Origin of the sequence: Actinomyces sp. oral taxon 170 str. F0386 (assembly GCF_000195595.1) — a bacterium.
GTDB lineage: Bacteria > Actinomycetota > Actinomycetes > Actinomycetales > Actinomycetaceae > Actinomyces.
In genome coordinates this window covers 20,320-35,970 of sequence record NZ_GL882540.1, presented here as the reverse complement: position 1 = coordinate 35,970, position 15,651 = coordinate 20,320, and the positions used below count along the sequence as shown (strand labels likewise).

Genomic DNA, 15,651 nt, shown 5'->3' with positions numbered 1-15,651 from the left:
TGGATAACTCGGAGAGCCTTGCAGATTCGTCGGGCGGGGTCCCATGGTTCTCGACGTTTGCCGCCAGCGGACGGGCGCGGCTGTCCTGCGAGATATAGGACCTGTCGCCTACGGTTGGACCATGTCACAGCCTCCGCAGTCCCCGGACGCCCCCGGCACCACCGACGTCGACGGCGGTGTCGGCAGCCTCACCGACGAGGCGGCCTCCGACGTCGAGCATGCTGCGGCTCCGGCTGCCGGTAGTCGCGACGAGCGCAGCGGGCACCGGACTGAGCACTCCGGAGGTCATGACGACGAGTACCGTGCTCCTGTCGTCGTCGCACCGCTGCCCGGCGCATCAGCCGGGCCACCGCGGCAGAGCCAGTCGGCTCCGCAGTCCGAGCCCGCTGCGGCTCCTCGTCCTCACCACTCCGCGCTGGCCCTGGCCGCGATGGCGACGGTCACGGTGGCCGGCCTCAACCCGGCTCGGCTGGCGCTGCCGCAGTCCGAGACGCCGGAGCGGCACATCACCGGGGTGATCGACACCCAGGGTCGGCACTGGGAGGTCCACGAGGCGCGCACCGACGCCGTCGGCGCATCCCTGGAGGCGGAGGCCGAGGTACTGCGCCGCATCGGCCGGGTCGTCGACGACGGACGGCTCTCCTTCGACGTGCCTCGCGTCGCCGGGTCCCTGCGCCAGCAGGGCGCCCACGTCCAGGTCCGATCGCACGTGGAGGGCAAGCCGATCCCGGTGGAGGCGCTCCGCCCGGGCCCGGGGATGTCGGCGGGGTTGGGCAAGGCCCTCGGTGAGATCCACGAGCTGGCGATGACGGTGATCTCCGAGGCGGGAATGCCGGTCTATGACGCCGAGGAGGTACGCCGGCGCTGGCTGAGCCTGCTGGACGACGCCGCTGCGACCGGCAAGACCCCGCCGACCCTGCTGGGACGCTGGGAGCAGGCTCTGGAGGACACGGCGCTGTGGCGTTTCCGCCCCACAGTGGTCCACGGCGATCTCGCCGAGGAGAACGTGCTGGTGGCCGGGGGCACGGTGGTGGCCGTGCGCGGATGGTCGCAGGCGCATGTGGGTGACCCGGCTGAGGACCTGGCCTGGGTGTACTCCTCGGCGCCGGTGGACTGCCTGGACTCCATCGAGGACGCCTACGACATCGCCCGCTCCGAGGGTGTCGACCGGCACCTGCGCGAGCGGGCCGAGCTGGTCAGTGAGCTGAGCCTGGCGCGCTGGCTGCTGCACGGGGTGAGGACCGGGGACAAGCCGGTCATCAATGACGCGGTGGCGATGCTGGAGGATCTGGCCGCCCAGGTGGGTGACGCGCCGCTGGTGGAGCCGGCCACGCCCCGGCTGGCGCCGGTACCAGGGGAGCGCGAGCCCGCGGAGCCCGACGCCGTCACCAACCCGGTGGCAATGGTGCGCGTCGACGACGAGGACGACTCCTAGCCCGCTGCCACTGCTACCCCACTGTCAGAGCTGACTCGATCTGGTCAAGACTGAGCAGGTCCGCATCGGTGAGCTCGTCGACGCGACCTCCGGGATAGTCGACGTACACGTAGACAGCGCGCACCGAGCCGACGGGGACGCCCTGGGAGGCCGCCCAGGCGTGAACGTAGACACTGAGCTGGTCCACGGGGACCTGGCGGCGCCCGGTCTTCCAGTCGACGATGAGCCAACCGGCCCTGTCCACGCGACGGAAGACAGCGTCCATGCGGCAGCGCAGGGTGGTGGCGCCGACGGTGATCTCCCGGTCGGTCTCGGTCTCGGCCAGGACGTAGTCGTCCAGGAGCGACAGGTTCTCGGCGGTGTCCAGCCAGCGCTCGACACGAGCCCGGTCCTGGGGGTCGAGATTGTCCGGGACGCCCGCCTCCCCCAGGCTGAACAGGGTGCCTCTGGCGCTCAGGCGCTGGGCGACGGCGTCGTGGAAGACGGTTCCGAGCCGGCCCGCGGCGCGTGGCTCGGGCGGGAGAGGCCGGCGCAGGTCGAGGGCGAATCGCTGCCGGTCAGCACGCAGGTCGTCCAGGCGGGTGGCGGCCAGGTGCTCGGGCAGGCGGACAGTAGACGTGGCCGTTGTGGCTCTGGCGCGCTCGGCCAGGAGGAGTCCCGCCTCGAGCTGCCAGCGCTGCAGAGTCTCATCGCTCGTCTGCGCGACCTGGGCAGGGGCAGACGGCTCTGCAGAAGCCGGTTCAGTGGGTCTCGTATCGCTCATGGCGGCCGCGACCTGAGCGGCAGCCGCCCACCGGGCCCTACGCAGGCCGCCGGCCCGGTCCGTGAGCGTCTCCTCGTCGCCGTGCGCTCCCCTGGTGCCTGGGGTCCCGGTGCCCGGTGCCTCCGGCTCATCGGCGTCGAGCGGCCAGGTGCCCACCTGGGTGAGGGCTGTCAGCGGGTTGGGGCGGGAGTCATCGAAGTCGACCCAGCCGTCACCGTAAGTGGCGAGCAGGTCACGCCGTCGGAGCTCGGTGAGGAAGCGTGAGGGCCGACGGGGCTTGGATGCGGTCTTGGACAGGTGGGAACCGGTCAGGAGGAGCTCGTGGCGGGCCCGAGTGAAGGCCACGTAGGCCAGGCGGCGCTCCTCGCGCAGGCTCTGACGGCCCAGGGCCTCCTTGTAGGCGTTCATCGTCTCGGTCAGAAGGGGCTTGTCCGTGACGGCCGGGTCGAGGTCTCCGACGGTGAAGGGGGGAAGGTCGTCGGCGTCGGCCCGTAGCGGGAAGGGGAAGGTCGAGGTGCTGCCCATCCAGCCGGTCTCCACCACGCGCAGGTCCTCCTTGACGCTGCTGGTGTAGGAGGGGAAGACCTGTTCATCCATGCCGGGTACGGCAACGACGTCCCACTCCAGGCCCTTGGCGGCGTGGACGGTGAGGAGCTGGACCGCTCCGGGCGAGGTGTCCACCTCGGGGGCGGTCATGGCGTCCTCCTGCTCCTCAGCGGCGTCGAGCCACTCCAGGAACCCGGTGAGCGTGGCCGCGTCGGTGTCGGCTGCGAAGGTGAGAGCCGTCTCCTGGAAGGAGTCGAGGGCCCGGTGCCCCATCGGGTCACCGACGCGTGCGGCGATCTCGATGTCGAGGTCGAGGACCTGCTCGGCAAGGGTGACGAGGTCGGGCAGGGGCAGGGCGATGGCCTCCCGGACGCATCTGATCGCTCGGGCGGTGCGCAGAGCGACAGCCCGCCCCGCCGCGGTCAGGTCGTGAACGACGTCGGGCACTGGCTGGTCCACGCCCTCCTCGTCCCATCGCAGCAAGGTGTCCAGGGCCTCACTGAGCAGCGGAGAGTCGGCCTCGTCCTGGGAGGCTCGGCCCTCGGTGCCGTTCCGGCTCGGCTCCGGGGTGGGGTTGATGACCTCGCGGGCCAGCGTCGCCAGGGCGCGCAGGTCGCCGGCACCGATGCCGAAGCCGGTCAGGAGCCTGACCACCCGGTCTCCACGCTCGGGGTCGGAGGCGGCGGTCAGCAGGGCACGGACGTCGGCGACCTCGGGCACGTAGAGCATCCCGCCCAGACCGACGATCGTGTAAGGCAGGCCCGCCGCCTCCAGCTCAGCTGCGATGGGCTCCATCTGCGTCCGGGTCCGGCACAGGACGGCCATCTCGGCGCCGGGCGACCAGCGCTCGGCGAGGAATGCGGCCACAGTACGGGCCTCCTCGACCGGGTCCTGGAGGAAGGCTCCGTGGACCGCCCCGGGCTCCAGGCCGAAGGAGACGGAGCGTGCTCGCAGAGGGGCGACGGCGATGTGCTCCCCCATGGGGTCACCATCCTGGACGACGCCGGAGCGCAGTGGCTCGGAGACGGCGTTGGCCACCTCGAGGATGGTGGAGTCGTTGCGCCAGGAGGTTGACAGATCCAGGACGGGGGCGGCGTCGGCCGGCGGCGTGCCGGAACTACCGGTGGGGTTGAAGCGCTGGTGGAAGGTGTCCAGGGCCCCGGCACTCGCCCCGCGCCACCCGTAGATGGCCTGGTGGGGGTCGCCGACGGCGGTCACCCCGGAGTCGGCGAAGAGGGCGGACAGGAGCCGAACCTGGGCCACCGAGGTGTCCTGGAACTCGTCGAGCAGGACCGCGGGGTACTGGGAACGCACCTGGGCGGCCGCTTCAGGAACGGACTCGGCAATGGCGCAGGCCAGGGCGATCTGGTCGCCGAAGTCGAGCAGGCCGTGGCGGCGCTTGTAGCCCTGCAGCTCGGCGACGACGTCGAGCAGTGCCTCCCACTCGCTCATGACCGCGGGTGCCTTGCCGACCAGGGTCTTGCAGCCCTTGATGGCGGCCAGGGCGGTGAACTGCTCGGTCAGGTCGGCCAGGTCCGTGGCGGCCTCATCGAGGCTCAGCAGATTCTGGCTCAGGGCGTCGCTCAGGACCAGGGCGGCACTCGCGTTGTGGATGAGGCTCTCACTCGGTAGCGGAAGCGTGCGCGCCTCGAGCAGGGAGGTGACGATCTGCCAGGATCGGGCCTGGGTGATGAGGGTCGAGTCGGGGTCGACGCCGATGCGCAGGCCGTGGTCGCGCACCAGTGAGCCTGCGAAGGAGTTGTAGGTGGCGATCATCGGCTCGCCGACGTCGGTGGAGTCGGCAGTGTCGCCACCGGTCTCGGCACCGTCGGGTGCGGTGGCCGGGAGCATGCCGGCGGCACCGAGGCCGGTCAGGCGGGAGGCGACGCGCTGGTCGAGCTCGGCAGTGGCCTTGCGGGTGAAGGTCAGTCCAAGGACCTGGTCGGGACGGACCTGCCCGGTGGCGACCAGGTAGACGACCCGTTGCGCCATGGTGGCGGTCTTGCCTGAGCCGGCACCGGCGACGACCAGGAGCGGGCTCAGCCGGTGGGCGATGACGCGCGCCTGCTCCTCGGTGGGAGTGTGGATCCCGAGCGAGGCCGCAAGCGCCTGCGGGGTGATTTCACGGGAGACAGCGGGGGTCATGAGACGACTCTCCTTCCCTCGATCTGGACGGGGCAGGAGTCCTTGACCATGCAGGTGCGACAGTGCTCCCCGGTGCGGGCCTCAAGCAGGGGACCCAGGCCGGACACTGCCGCACCGGCCAGGAGGTCCTCGGCCCAGTACTCCTCACGGACTTCAGCCGAGGCGTCCGGGTCTCCGTCGTTGGGCTCGTCTCCGGGCCGGTCCGCAGGCTCCTGGGATGCGGGGCTGGGGTCGAGTGCGGCACCCGGTGGGACCAGGACGTAGCCGTCACCGGATCGTTTGGAAGGCTCCTTGCCGAGCAGCACGAGGGCTCCGCCAGTAACGTCGCGGCCCTGCGAGGCCAGGGCGAGCCGGTAGGTGGCCAGCTGGGGGTGGCGCTGGACGTCCTTGGGGACACGTTGCCCGGTCTTGAGGTCGATGACGCGCGCACTGCTGTTCCCAGCGGGTGCGGCAGGGTCGTCCAAGTCCTGTCCCGCGTGGTCACCCAGGTGCTCGAGCCGGTCAATACGCCCGGATATCCTGACGGGGACGGCATCGAGGCCGCCCACCGACATCCGGACGCCGACCCGGCCTCGGACCTCCGGGCTGAGGACCTGAAGAGGGATGTCGACGTCGGCGCGAACGGGATGCTCGACATCGGCGCGGACCCCCAGGGCATCGCACTCGGTCAGGTAGGCGTCAAGGCGCTCGATCATGGCGCGAGCGCGCTCGGCGGCCAGGCCCCCCAGCCAGGTGTCGGGGTAGCCGAGGTCACCCAGGCGCTCCTCGAAGGCCGCCCGTAGGGCGGCACCGCGCAGGTGCTCACTCTCCGCCCGCTCAGCGATCTCGTGGATGAGGCTCCCCAGGGCCTGGGCGTCGCTGGCAGGGGCCGAGCCGCCGTTGCGGTTCAGGAACCACTTAAGCGGGCAGGCGGCCAGGCCCTCGACGTCGGAGGGGCTCACCCGAATTCTCTCCCCCTTGGCAACGAGGGGGGTGGTGGAGGTAGGACCAGTCGCGCCGATCCAGGCGGCCGGGTCGGCGCCGGGAACATCCTGGCGGGCGAGATCCGCCAGCAGCTCGACGGCGGCTCGGCCGCGCTGGCGTTCTGTGGGGGTGGCCGTCTCCAGGTTTCCGGCAACGGCCGCGTGGCGCAGCTCCCCGACCAGGCCACGCAGGATGAGGTCTCCGGTGTCGGGGGCGAGGATCGGAGCACCGTCGGAGTCGGTCAGGTGGATCCCAATGGCCTGGGCGATCTCTGTCAGGAAGGGCGACGGGGCGTGCTCGGCGTCGGCGGTGGCTGTCAGCAGAAGACGGCGGGTGGCGCGGGAGAGGGCCATGATGAGCATGCGGCGCTCGTCGGCGCGTACCTGGGCACGGGCAGCCGCGATGGCTCCACTGCCCTCGCTCGCGGCTTCCGGGCCGTTAGCTCCTGCCGGCAGACGGTCGGTGACCGCGTCAACGAGGAGGCCGGTGCGAGTCAGGGAGTCCCGCAGGCGCAGGTCCGGCCAGCGGTCCCGCTCCAGCCCGGTCACAACGACGAGCTCCCACTCCTGGCCCGCGCAGCGCGCCGGGGTCATGACGGCGACACCCTCCGGGCGCCGTCCCCGGGGAGCGACGGAGTCCGAGGGCAGGACCTCGGCGTCGAGCTCGGCCAGGAAGCTGGACGCGTCCTGGCCGGGGTGGCGCTCGGCCCAGACCTCCGCACGCTTGAACAGCGTGGTGACGACGTCGAGGTCGTGCTCGGCGGCCTCGGACAGCAACGAGCGTACTGAGCTGCTGGAGGATCGCAGGGCAACGGACCGCCAGGCCTCAGCCCTGCCGGATGCGGCCCAGGCGGCCCATAGGAGGGCCTCGACATCACGAGGTGCGTCGTCGGGTGTGCCGTGCAGGCGGGTGCGCAGGGCCTCGATGATCCGGGCGGCGGTGAGGAGCTGGCTCGCCTGGACGCCGAGGGACTCCCCATCCAGGGACCGGGCAAAAGCAGCGGCCTGACCGGCGTCGGCCACCAGGGACAGGAGTACGGTATCGGCTCCGGTCCGAGCACCGGGCCTCGTGGCGGCCTCGGTGGCCGTGGCGGACCCGGCTGACTCAGACGACACGGAGGATTCAGCGGACTCAGCTCGACCGTCGCCCTTGCCCGCGGTGTCCATGTCCTGGCGCAGCCTGCGGCGCAGTCGGCGCAGATCCATGGTGGTCAGCCCCACCAGGGGGCTGGTGAGCAGGTTGACGGAGGCCTCCCGCTGCGGCAGCTCGCCGCCGCCCCCCAGCTGGTCGGAGACGGCGGCGCGCACAATGTCCAGGAGCGCCGCCGACGCGGGCTCCGCGCGCAGGAGTACCGCGGGCGTACGGGAGGCCAGGGGCACACCCCGTCTGCGCAGGTCCCTGGCCAGTGACTCGGCGTCGGCGGAGCTGCGGACGATGACGGCCATCTGCGACCAGGCAGTGCCGCGGTGGACGTGCTCGAGTCTGAGGGCCCGGGCGACGTGGGCACGTTCCTGCCAGACGGAGGAGGCCAGGATCGCCTCGACGCCGACCGGTGCCGTCCCTTCCCTCTCGGGTTCCTCCGAGAGGCGTGACGACGATCGAGGGGGAGCCAGGGCCGTCTGCCGGTGAGAGGCCGTGCCCGTCACCGGGACCCGGGCGCTCTGGTCGGCGACCACCGACGCGGTTTCCGGGTTACCCCGGTAGCAGGTGGTCAGCTGCAGGCGGCTCGCCCCCAGTCCCGAGTGATCCTCGGCGGCCACGAGCAGGCTGGGTGTACCACCACGAAAGGTCTCGACAGCGACGTCCGGGTCTCCCAGCACCGCGATCTGTGCCCGGTGCCCATCAGGGTCCGGGGTGGCCAGGGCCGTCAGGAGCCGGGCGGTGGCGGCCGTGCAGTCCTGGTAGTCGTCGACGATAACGAGGTCCGGGACGGGCGGAGGGTCCGTGACGGCGTCGGAGTCCCAGGATCGCAGGGCTTCCACGGCTCGGTCCTGGAGGCGGGCGGTGTCCATCTTGCGGGTCTGGGCCCTGCGGTCGGCGCTGGGCCTGCCCTGCGCGTCCCAGGTGCGCAGGAGCTCGGCAGCGGGTCCCCAGATGGGGACGTTGAGCCGGCGCCCCAGATCAGCCAGCTCGTCAGCAGTGATGCCGAGCTCTCCGGCGCGCGCCAGAAGATTGCGAAGCTCGGAGCGGAAGGCCCTCGAACCGGTCGTCTCAGCGGGGAGCCCGGGCCAGCTGATGACACTGATCATGGAGGCCAGGACCGAGTCCTCCTCCGCACCGGCCAGGAGAACCGGGGCCGGTAACGGGGCAGGCCTCTTGGTCAGCGAGGTGGTCAGGATCGTCAGGGCGAGAGCGGCGGGGGTACGCACTCGCACGACGCCGTCGCCATATCCCTCTCGCAGCAGGAGGGCGGCTCGCCCACGCAGCCAGTCCGCACGCGCGCGGGTGGGTGCGAGCAGAAGAGCGTCCCGGCCACCCGCGACCGCCTCGGCCAGCAGCCTCAGGGCGAGCGAGGTCTTGCCGGTCCCAGGCGCCCCCAGGACAACGACGTTGTCCCCTTCAGCCACACGATCCAGGACCCGGCGCCCATCGGCGTCGGCAACGGGGAGCTCCGGCACCTCTGCGGGCGGGAGGAGACGAACAGGGTCCTGGGACATGGGACCATCTCATCACGGGCCGCTGACATGAACGCGCACCGTTAAAGGATCGTCACCGAGGGCCGTTCCTCAACACCCAGGAAGCCGACGACTCACCTGTCCGCGTGAGGCGAAACGGCGCGGTTTCCGGGGCGCTCGGACGTCGAGCGCCCCGGGCACATCTAGGATCAGGTCAGGTTCACGCCCCTCTCCCCCGATGGGCGGTACGCCGCTCAATACGGCACACAGACGATGCAAAGGAGTCCCATGCAGGTCACGATCGGAATCAAGCACGCTAGCCGCGAGCTCTCGCTGGAGACCTCCGACTCTCAGGAGAAGGTGCTGGCCGCCGTGGCCGACGCCGAGACCAAGGCCGTCACCCTCACCGACGACAAGGGCCGCAAGGTCTTCGTCCCGGCCGGCTCACTGGCCTACGTCGAGCTCGGGGAGGCCGAGCCCCGCCGGGTCGGCTTCGGTATCTGAGTCTCGTCTTCTCGACGAGCGCGCAAGGAGCCCAGATCTGGCGGACAACGGTCCAACCAAACAGTTCCGCCGTTGATCTGGGCCTTTGCCGTTCTGCTCAGCGTCCTACGAGAGCACTGAGATCAACATCCCGGGAGTCCGGGGAATCGGGCGTTCACCGTCGCTCGAATCCCCACACCATTCGCTACGAGACCAGGTCAAGATGCCGGGCTCTGGCGCACGGCCCAACGCCAGTTACCTGCTGCACCAGCCTCTCACGTCGTCGGAAGGTGGACCAGTACAGTCGCTCTCATGAGGTCACCCGTGATCGCGGCTGTGTGCGCCGCTTCCTTCCTCGCCAACGGCGTGCTGCAGCTGTTGCTGGCCCTGGGGCTTCCTCTGGGGCGGTTCGTCCTGGGCGGGGTCTACCCCGTCTCCCCTGTCATGCTCAGGCCGCTCAATCTGGCCTTCTTCCTGGCCTGGTCCGGTTGCGCCCTGGCCTACCTCAGGTACGGCGGTCTGCTGCGTCGCCCTCTACGGGAGCGCACCGCACGTGGCATCGTGTACGCCTCGACCCTGTGGCTGTTCATCGCCTCGGCGTTCAACCTCTTCATCACAGCCAGCGACTTCGAACGCTACGTCACCGGGACGCTGTCGACTCTCACCTGCGTCCTGAGTCTGTACCTCGTCTGGCACCGTGACGGGACCCGTCTCTGCCCATGCCGAATCAACGCCCGGCGTTAGGCTGGAGTGCATGGACCAACAGGACAGCCAGCGGAGCCTGCTCGCTCAGTGGATCGCGGAGTCCGAGCACATCGTCTTCTTCGGTGGGGCGGGGGTCTCAACAGAGTCGGGGATCCCGGACTTCCGCGGCGCCAAGGGCTTTTACCACCAGAACCGGGAGATCCCCCTGGAGCAGGTCCTCTCCATCGACTTCTTCACCGTGCACCCGCAGGCCTACTGGGAGTGGTTCGCCCAGGAGAACGCCCGCGAGGGTGTGGCCCCTAACGCCGCCCACAGGTTCGTGGCCAGCCTGGAGCAGGCCGGGAAGCTGTCGGCCGTGGTCACGCAGAACATCGACGGGCTTCACCAATGGGCCGGTTCCAAGCGGGTCCTCGAGCTGCACGGCAACTGGTCACGTCTGACCTGCACCGGCTGCGGTGAGCACGTCACCCTCAACGACGTCGACGACGCCCGCTCCGGATCCGTCCCCCACTGCCCCACCTGCGCCTCGGTGCTGCGACCGGATATCGTGTTCTACGGGGAGATGCTGGACGGCGACGTCATCGAGGGCGCTGTCCGGGCGATCACGGAGGCGGACCTGCTGATCGTGGCCGGCACGAGCCTGGTCGTCCATCCGGCGGCAGGCCTCATCGACTACTACACCGGCGAGCGCCTGGTCCTCATGAACGCGACCTCCACACCCTACGACTCCCGTGCCGACCTCATCATCCGCGAGCCGGTCGGCCAGGTCTTCCACGAGCTGGAGCGCCTGAGGCCGCGACCCTAGCCGATCCCCTGGTCCTCGAGGTCCACGTAGGACTCGGGCGCCTCGGCCTCGCTGAGCGTGGCCGCGTAGTCGGGCACCTCGTGCTGGAGGGTTCGATCAGTGCGGCGGTAGCCCGACGACGGCAACGAGGACTTCTTCGGGAAGGTCATCTCGGGGCGCTCCACATGCTCGTAGGGAATGGACTCCAGCAGGTGGTGGATCATGTTGATGCGCGCCTTGCGTTTGTCCGCCGACTCCACGACGTGCCAGCGCGCTGAGTCGATGTCGGTGTGGACGAACATCTCGTCCTTGGCGCGCGAGTAGTCCTCCCAGCGGGGCAGGGCCTCCAGGTCCGTGGGTGAGAGCTTCCAGCGGCGCATGGGGTCGGTCATCCTCGACCTGAATCGCTTGTACTGCTCCTTCTGGGGCACGGAGAACCAGTACTTGCGCAGCAGGATGCCGTCATCGACGAGCATCCTCTCGAATACCGGGCACTGCTGAAGGAAGCGCCGGTGCTCCTCGGGAGTGCAGTAGCCCATGACGTGCTCGACACCGCCGCGGTTGTACCAGGAGCGGTCGAACAGGCAGATCTCGCCCGCGGCGGGCAGGTGTGCGATGTAGCGCTGGAAGTACCACTGGGTGCGCTCGCGCTCAGTGGGGACCGGGAGCGCGACCACGCGCGCGACACGCGGGTTGAGGTACTCGGTGATCCGCTTGATCGCCCCGCCCTTGCCGGCCGCGTCACGCCCTTCGAAGATGACGACGACGCGGGCTCCGGTGGCCCTGACCCACTCCTGCATCTCGACCAGCTCCGCCTGCAGCCTGAGCAGCTCGGCCTCGTACAGGGAACGGTCCATAGTGGGGTGCTTCTTTACCATGCCTGAGTTTCGCACAGATCTCATCCAGGCGCGCAGACAACCCGACGATCTCCGTTCAGACAGAGCAGAGGAGCCCGATCCTGGAAAGGATCGGGCTCCTCTGGAGTGGTAGCGGGGACAGGATTCGAACCTGCGACCTCCGGGTTATGAGCCCGGCGAGCTACCGAACTGCTCCACCCCGCGTCGGTGAGACCAACCATAGGAGCCACCCCGCCCTCGAGGCAAATAGCGAGGGCGTGCCCTTGCTCACCGCCCGGTGAGGCGGGTCGCAGGGCACGCCCTCGCGCTGCCGATCGAGCGCACTCAGCCCATCTTCTGCTGTGCGGCGATGGCTCGGTTGACGGCGTCGTTGAGACGCTTCTGCGCATCACCGTAGGCCGCCCAGTCACCCTTGCTCCTGGCCGTGTCCGAGTCGGTCATTGCGGTCTGGGCGTCCGAGAGGGCCTGGTTGAGCTCCGCCCTCGGGTCCGAGCCTCCAGCGGCGGACGGGTCCGCGGACGGGGACGTCGGCGTGCTCGCAGAGGCCGAGGGCTCGGCGCTCGGTGCCGGCGAGGCCCCCGCTCCCCCACCTGCCGTCGGATCCTTACCGTCAGTGGACTCGTTGGTGTCGTTGGCCGCGCCGGCATCGCCGTTGACGGCCTGCTCCCCCGTCGTCGCCCCGGAGTTGCCCCCAAAGACCTGGTCGAGCGCCCCGGAGAGAGTGTCTGCGAAGCCGACCTTGTCACCGAAGGAGACCAGCACCTTGCGCAGCAGCGGATACTGCGTGCCGGACGAGGACTGGACATAGACCGGCTGGACGTAGAGCAGGCCGCCTCCCACCGGCAGCGTCAGCAGGTTGCCCTTGATGACCTGCGATCCCTGCTGGGAGAGCAGGTTCAGCGTGGTAGACGCATCCGGGTTGGAGTCGAAGATGTTCTGCACCTGCCCGGGCCCGGAGACGTTCGAGGACCGCGGCAGCTCCAAAAGTCTCAGCTTGCCGTAGCTCGAGCTGCGCTCGCCCTTCTTCCCGGTGCCGGGGGAGGTCTCGGAGTCCACGGCGAGGAAACCGGTGAGCACGTTGCGGTTGGTGTTACCGCCGATGATGTAGGCGCTGGACAGCGAGAAGCTCGCCTGCTCCTGCCCCGGCATCTTGAGGGTCAGGTAGTAGGGGGCCTGCTGATCCTGCCCGGGCGTGGTCGGGTCGTCGGGGATCTTCCAGAAGTCACCGCCGGAGTAGAACTCCGCAGCATCGTTGACGTGATAGTTCGCCATGATGGTGCGCTGGACGTTGAACAGGTCCTCGGGGTAGCGCATGTGCGCGATGAGGTCTGCGCTCATCTGGCTCATGGGCGTGACCGAGCCGGGGAAGACCTTCTCCCAGGTCTTGAGGACCGGGTCCTTGTCATCCCACTGGTAGAGCTTGACGGATCCATCATAGGCGTCGACGACGGCCTTGACGGAGTTGCGCACGTAGTTGGACTCCTCCGGCGCTCCGAGCAGGCCACCCTGGCCGTCAGCGGTCGCGGACGTCTTCGCCAACGACTCGTGCTGGGCGTAGGGGTAGTTGTTCGTCGTGGTGTAGCCATCGAGGATCCACATGACCCGCTTGGGTGTGGCCGGGTTGTCGTCATGGTCGACGACGGCCGGGTAGGGGCTGTTGTCCAGGGTCAGCCAGGGAGCCACCTTGGAGACCCGCTTGGCCGGGTCCCGGTCGTAGAGGATCTGGGAACCCTCGCGTACCTCCTGGGAGAAGAGGATGTTGGGCTCCTGGAACTTGGCGGCGTAGAGCAGCCGGTTGAACGGGTTGGACACGCTCGGCCCGCCGTTGCCGGAGAAGGTGGTGTTGACCTGTCCGGTCTTGGACTCGTCGTCGGGGTAGTCCAGCTCGCGCGGCGAGCCGTTGTCCCTACCACCCACGATGGAGTACGAGGGCGAGGACTGGCCGAAGTAGATCCGGGGCTCGTACTCGCCCAGGTCCCCCTTGGACGGGATGCCGCCCTCCCAGAAGGAGGGGTAGCCACCGGAGGCCACCGTGTTGCCGTAGGCGTTCACGACTCCGTAGCCGTGGGTGTAGACGGTGTGCTCGTTGACCCAGGTCCGCTGCCCCTCACCGAGGCCGGACAGGTTGAGCTCACGCACCGCGATGACGGTGTCGCGACTGCTGGAGTCCACCTTGTAGCGGTCCACGTTGAGGCGGTTGGCGAAGGAGTAGTACTGCTTGTTCTGCTGGAGCTGCTGGAAGGTCGGTGAGACCAGGCCCGGGTCGAGCAGGCGGATCGAGGCGGTGGCCTCGGCGTCCTCCTCCAGCTGGCCGGCCGTCGCCTCCGTCTTGGCGTCGTAGTTGGTGGTCTCCACGTTCTCCAGACCGTAGGCGGCCTTGGTGGCGTTGATGTTGCGCTGGATGTACTCCGCCTCCTGGCGCTGGGCGTTGGGGTCGACGACGAACTTCTGGATGACCAGCGGGTAGGCGGTTCCCACCACCAGCGAGGAGACGATCATGACGGCCACGCCGATGATCGGCAGGCGCCAGGAGCTGGAGCGCACCGAGGCGACGAAGAGGATCGCCACAGCCAGCCCGATCGCGGCGAGGATCGCGTTGGCGGGGATGACCGCGTTGACGTCGGTGTAGTTGGCACCGTCGAACTTGGAGTTGGAGGCGTACAGGGCACTGTATCGACCCAGCCAGTAACCCACCGCCCTGATGGCGGCGTACAGCGCCAGGAAGACCGCCAGGTGGATGCGTGCGGCCTTGGTGAAGTGGGGTTTGCGCACCACGGAGATACCACCGTAGAGGTAGTGGACCACCACGGACGCCACACCGGAGAACAGCACGACGCCGGACAGGAAGGACACGAGGGTCAGCACCGCGGGCAGGATGAACACGTAGAAGGAGATGTCGATCCCGAACTGGGGGTCCTTGACGCCGAAGGACTGTGAATTGAGGGCCAGGAGCATCTCGCGCCAGCTGGGGGCGAGCTCCCAGGCCGAGCCGAACAGGGCCAGGACGGCGGGCACCGCCCAGGTCAGCCGACGGCGCAGGGGCTCGATGACCGTGCGGTAGGCCTCAAGGTTGCGGGTGGCCTCGTCGTCGGGCACCCCGATCTCCCGAGCCCGGTAGGCACTGGTCATCGAGACGAAGACGGCCCCGAACATCACCGCGAATCCCAGCAGGAACAGGACGACGAGGGCGATCCACTGGGTCCACAGCACGCGGGCGTAGCCGGTCTGGCTGAACCAGAGGACCTCGGTCCACACCTGGGACATGATGCCGATGATGACGGCTGTCGCGGCGAGGATCGAGATGGTCAGTGCCAGAGGCCCCGGACGTCGGCGCGATGTCCTGCTGCGCGGTGTGCGGGGCGGACGGGTTCCGCCGGCACCCGTACGTCCCAGGCCGAACAGCCCGGTCCCGTCTCCCGGCTTCTTCTTCCGGGAGGAGCCGTTCGGCTTGCTCGAGGAATCCTCGGAGGATGAGTCCTGGGACTCGTCGTCGGGCGTGCTGCTCACGATCCTGCTCCCTGTCTGACGTACGTAGTGGCGCTGCGTCGCACACTGTCCAGCGCGGCGCCGTCGGCCGGAAGGGCCGCTCAGACCATCGTCCCACACACCGCCGACGCGCCCACAACCTTCTCCAGGATGAGAAACCGATCCCGGGCAGCCGCAACGCCGAAGCCGCACGTGCGGGGCCATGTCATTGGAAGTCATTGGAACCAACGCCGGCACCGGTGAGACGATGACGGGGTGAGCGACGATAAGCATGACGATGTCACCGCCTCGAGCACGCAGCAGTCCCCGTCCTCTCGGAGCCGGGCCCTGGCTCGCGCGGTGACGGAGACCGAGGCCCACGTGGCCGCCTTCGGCTGGGACCAGCCGGTGCGTGTCTTCGCACTGGTGCGTACTGCCGCGGCCATCCGGGCCGACCCGGACGTGGCCGGGCTCCTGGACGCCGCCACCGTGGAGGAGGCCCAGGCCGACCCCGAGCTCCTCATGGTGGTGGAGCAGGAAGGGCTGCCGGCTGCCGCCGACCTGGAGCACCTGCTGGCCCAGCTGGCCTGGCCCGAGTCCGTCCACGGCGCCGCGATCAGCGTCGAGCGGCTGGTTCTGCCGCCCGCGGCACAGGAGGAGGCCGACACCATCACCGACGCCGCTGAGCGCCTCGCCTTCCTCCAGGAGCGCCCCGACCGCGAGGACATCCGCATGGTAGTGGGGGTCCTGCGCAGCGGCGAGTCCTGGTGCGCGCTGCGCTCCCGCACCCACGACGACGACGCCTCCGTCTACCAGGGCGAGCAGCTGGTGCCCGGCCTGGTCGAGGCGATGGCGGCGACATTCCTATGAGGTTCGTGCGGCCCGGTCAC

At 69.4% G+C, this 15,651-nt stretch carries 9 protein-coding genes and 1 tRNA gene; 5 read left to right on the top strand and 5 right to left on the bottom strand.

Going from position 1 to position 15,651, the window contains the following annotated elements; all coding sequences use genetic code 11:
- Nucleotides 1-121 precede the first annotated feature (121 nt).
- On the top strand, nucleotides 122-1,435 hold the full coding sequence (locus HMPREF9056_RS07600) for a phosphotransferase (protein ID WP_034514246.1): 1,314 nt from the start codon (nucleotides 122-124) through the stop codon (nucleotides 1,433-1,435).
- A 13-nt stretch (nucleotides 1,436-1,448) separates the two neighbouring features.
- Here the strand turns inward: HMPREF9056_RS07600 and HMPREF9056_RS07595 are convergent, their stop codons facing one another.
- On the bottom strand, nucleotides 1,449-4,889 hold the full coding sequence (locus HMPREF9056_RS07595) for an ATP-dependent DNA helicase (protein ID WP_009404034.1): 3,441 nt from the start codon (nucleotides 4,887-4,889) through the stop codon (nucleotides 1,449-1,451).
- Nucleotides 4,886-8,509: a UrvD/REP family ATP-dependent DNA helicase gene (locus HMPREF9056_RS07590; protein ID WP_009404033.1), complete on the bottom strand. Its 3,624-nt coding sequence runs from the start codon at nucleotides 8,507-8,509 to the stop codon at nucleotides 4,886-4,888. The genes HMPREF9056_RS07595 and HMPREF9056_RS07590 overlap by 4 nt, the downstream gene beginning before the upstream one ends.
- Before the next feature lie 246 nt (nucleotides 8,510-8,755).
- Between HMPREF9056_RS07590 and HMPREF9056_RS07585 the strand changes: the two genes are divergently transcribed.
- The 3 genes from HMPREF9056_RS07585 to HMPREF9056_RS07575 all read left to right on the top strand — a co-directional run bounded on the left by HMPREF9056_RS07585 (nucleotide 8,756) and on the right by HMPREF9056_RS07575 (nucleotide 10,460).
- Nucleotides 8,756-8,971: a DUF3107 domain-containing protein gene (locus tag HMPREF9056_RS07585; RefSeq protein ID WP_009232349.1), complete on the top strand. Its 216-nt coding sequence runs from the start codon at nucleotides 8,756-8,758 to the stop codon at nucleotides 8,969-8,971.
- A 291-nt stretch (nucleotides 8,972-9,262) separates the two neighbouring features.
- Nucleotides 9,263-9,694, top strand: a complete 432-nt coding sequence (locus tag HMPREF9056_RS07580; RefSeq protein WP_009404032.1) for a hypothetical protein — start codon at nucleotides 9,263-9,265, stop codon at nucleotides 9,692-9,694.
- Nucleotides 9,695-9,704: 10 nt separating this feature from the next.
- Nucleotides 9,705-10,460, top strand: coding sequence for an NAD-dependent protein deacylase (locus tag HMPREF9056_RS07575; protein ID WP_009404031.1), 756 nt, complete (start codon nucleotides 9,705-9,707; stop codon nucleotides 10,458-10,460).
- On the opposite strand, the gene ppk2 is transcribed toward HMPREF9056_RS07575, so the two are convergent.
- The 3 genes from ppk2 to HMPREF9056_RS07560 all read right to left on the bottom strand — a co-directional run bounded on the left by ppk2 (nucleotide 10,457) and on the right by HMPREF9056_RS07560 (nucleotide 14,803).
- The gene (ppk2, locus tag HMPREF9056_RS07570; RefSeq protein WP_034514243.1) at nucleotides 10,457-11,296 is read right to left on the bottom strand and encodes a polyphosphate kinase 2; all 840 of its coding nucleotides are present in this window, start codon (nucleotides 11,294-11,296) and stop codon (nucleotides 10,457-10,459) included. The genes HMPREF9056_RS07575 and ppk2 overlap by 4 nt on opposite strands.
- Before the next feature lie 127 nt (nucleotides 11,297-11,423).
- Nucleotides 11,424-11,500 (bottom strand) — tRNA-Met (locus HMPREF9056_RS07565).
- A gap of 120 nt (nucleotides 11,501-11,620) precedes the next feature.
- Entirely contained in the window at nucleotides 11,621-14,803 is a 3,183-nt protein-coding gene (locus HMPREF9056_RS07560) for a UPF0182 family protein (protein WP_034514242.1), read from the bottom strand.
- Nucleotides 14,804-15,037: 234 nt separating this feature from the next.
- Here HMPREF9056_RS07560 and HMPREF9056_RS07555 point away from each other — a divergent pair, with 234 nt between their 5' ends.
- Complete coding sequence (locus HMPREF9056_RS07555; protein ID WP_009404027.1) at nucleotides 15,038-15,631, top strand: PPA1309 family protein; 594 nt, start codon at nucleotides 15,038-15,040, stop codon at nucleotides 15,629-15,631.
- The last annotated feature ends 20 nt before the right edge of the window (nucleotides 15,632-15,651 follow it).

Excerpts from the sequence above, each read along its gene's own strand:
- HMPREF9056_RS07600 (WP_034514246.1), top strand. The coding sequence starts at position 122 with ATGTCACAGCCTCCGCAGTCCCCGGACGCCCCCGGCACCACCGACGTC.
- HMPREF9056_RS07595 (WP_009404034.1), bottom strand. The coding sequence starts at position 4,889 with ATGACCCCCGCTGTCTCCCGTGAAATCACCCCGCAGGCGCTTGCGGCC.
- HMPREF9056_RS07590 (WP_009404033.1), bottom strand. The coding sequence starts at position 8,509 with ATGTCCCAGGACCCTGTTCGTCTCCTCCCGCCCGCAGAGGTGCCGGAG.
- HMPREF9056_RS07585 (WP_009232349.1), top strand. The coding sequence starts at position 8,756 with ATGCAGGTCACGATCGGAATCAAGCACGCTAGCCGCGAGCTCTCGCTG.
- HMPREF9056_RS07580 (WP_009404032.1), top strand. The coding sequence starts at position 9,263 with ATGAGGTCACCCGTGATCGCGGCTGTGTGCGCCGCTTCCTTCCTCGCC.
- HMPREF9056_RS07575 (WP_009404031.1), top strand. The coding sequence starts at position 9,705 with ATGGACCAACAGGACAGCCAGCGGAGCCTGCTCGCTCAGTGGATCGCG.
- ppk2 (WP_034514243.1), bottom strand. The coding sequence starts at position 11,296 with ATGGACCGTTCCCTGTACGAGGCCGAGCTGCTCAGGCTGCAGGCGGAG.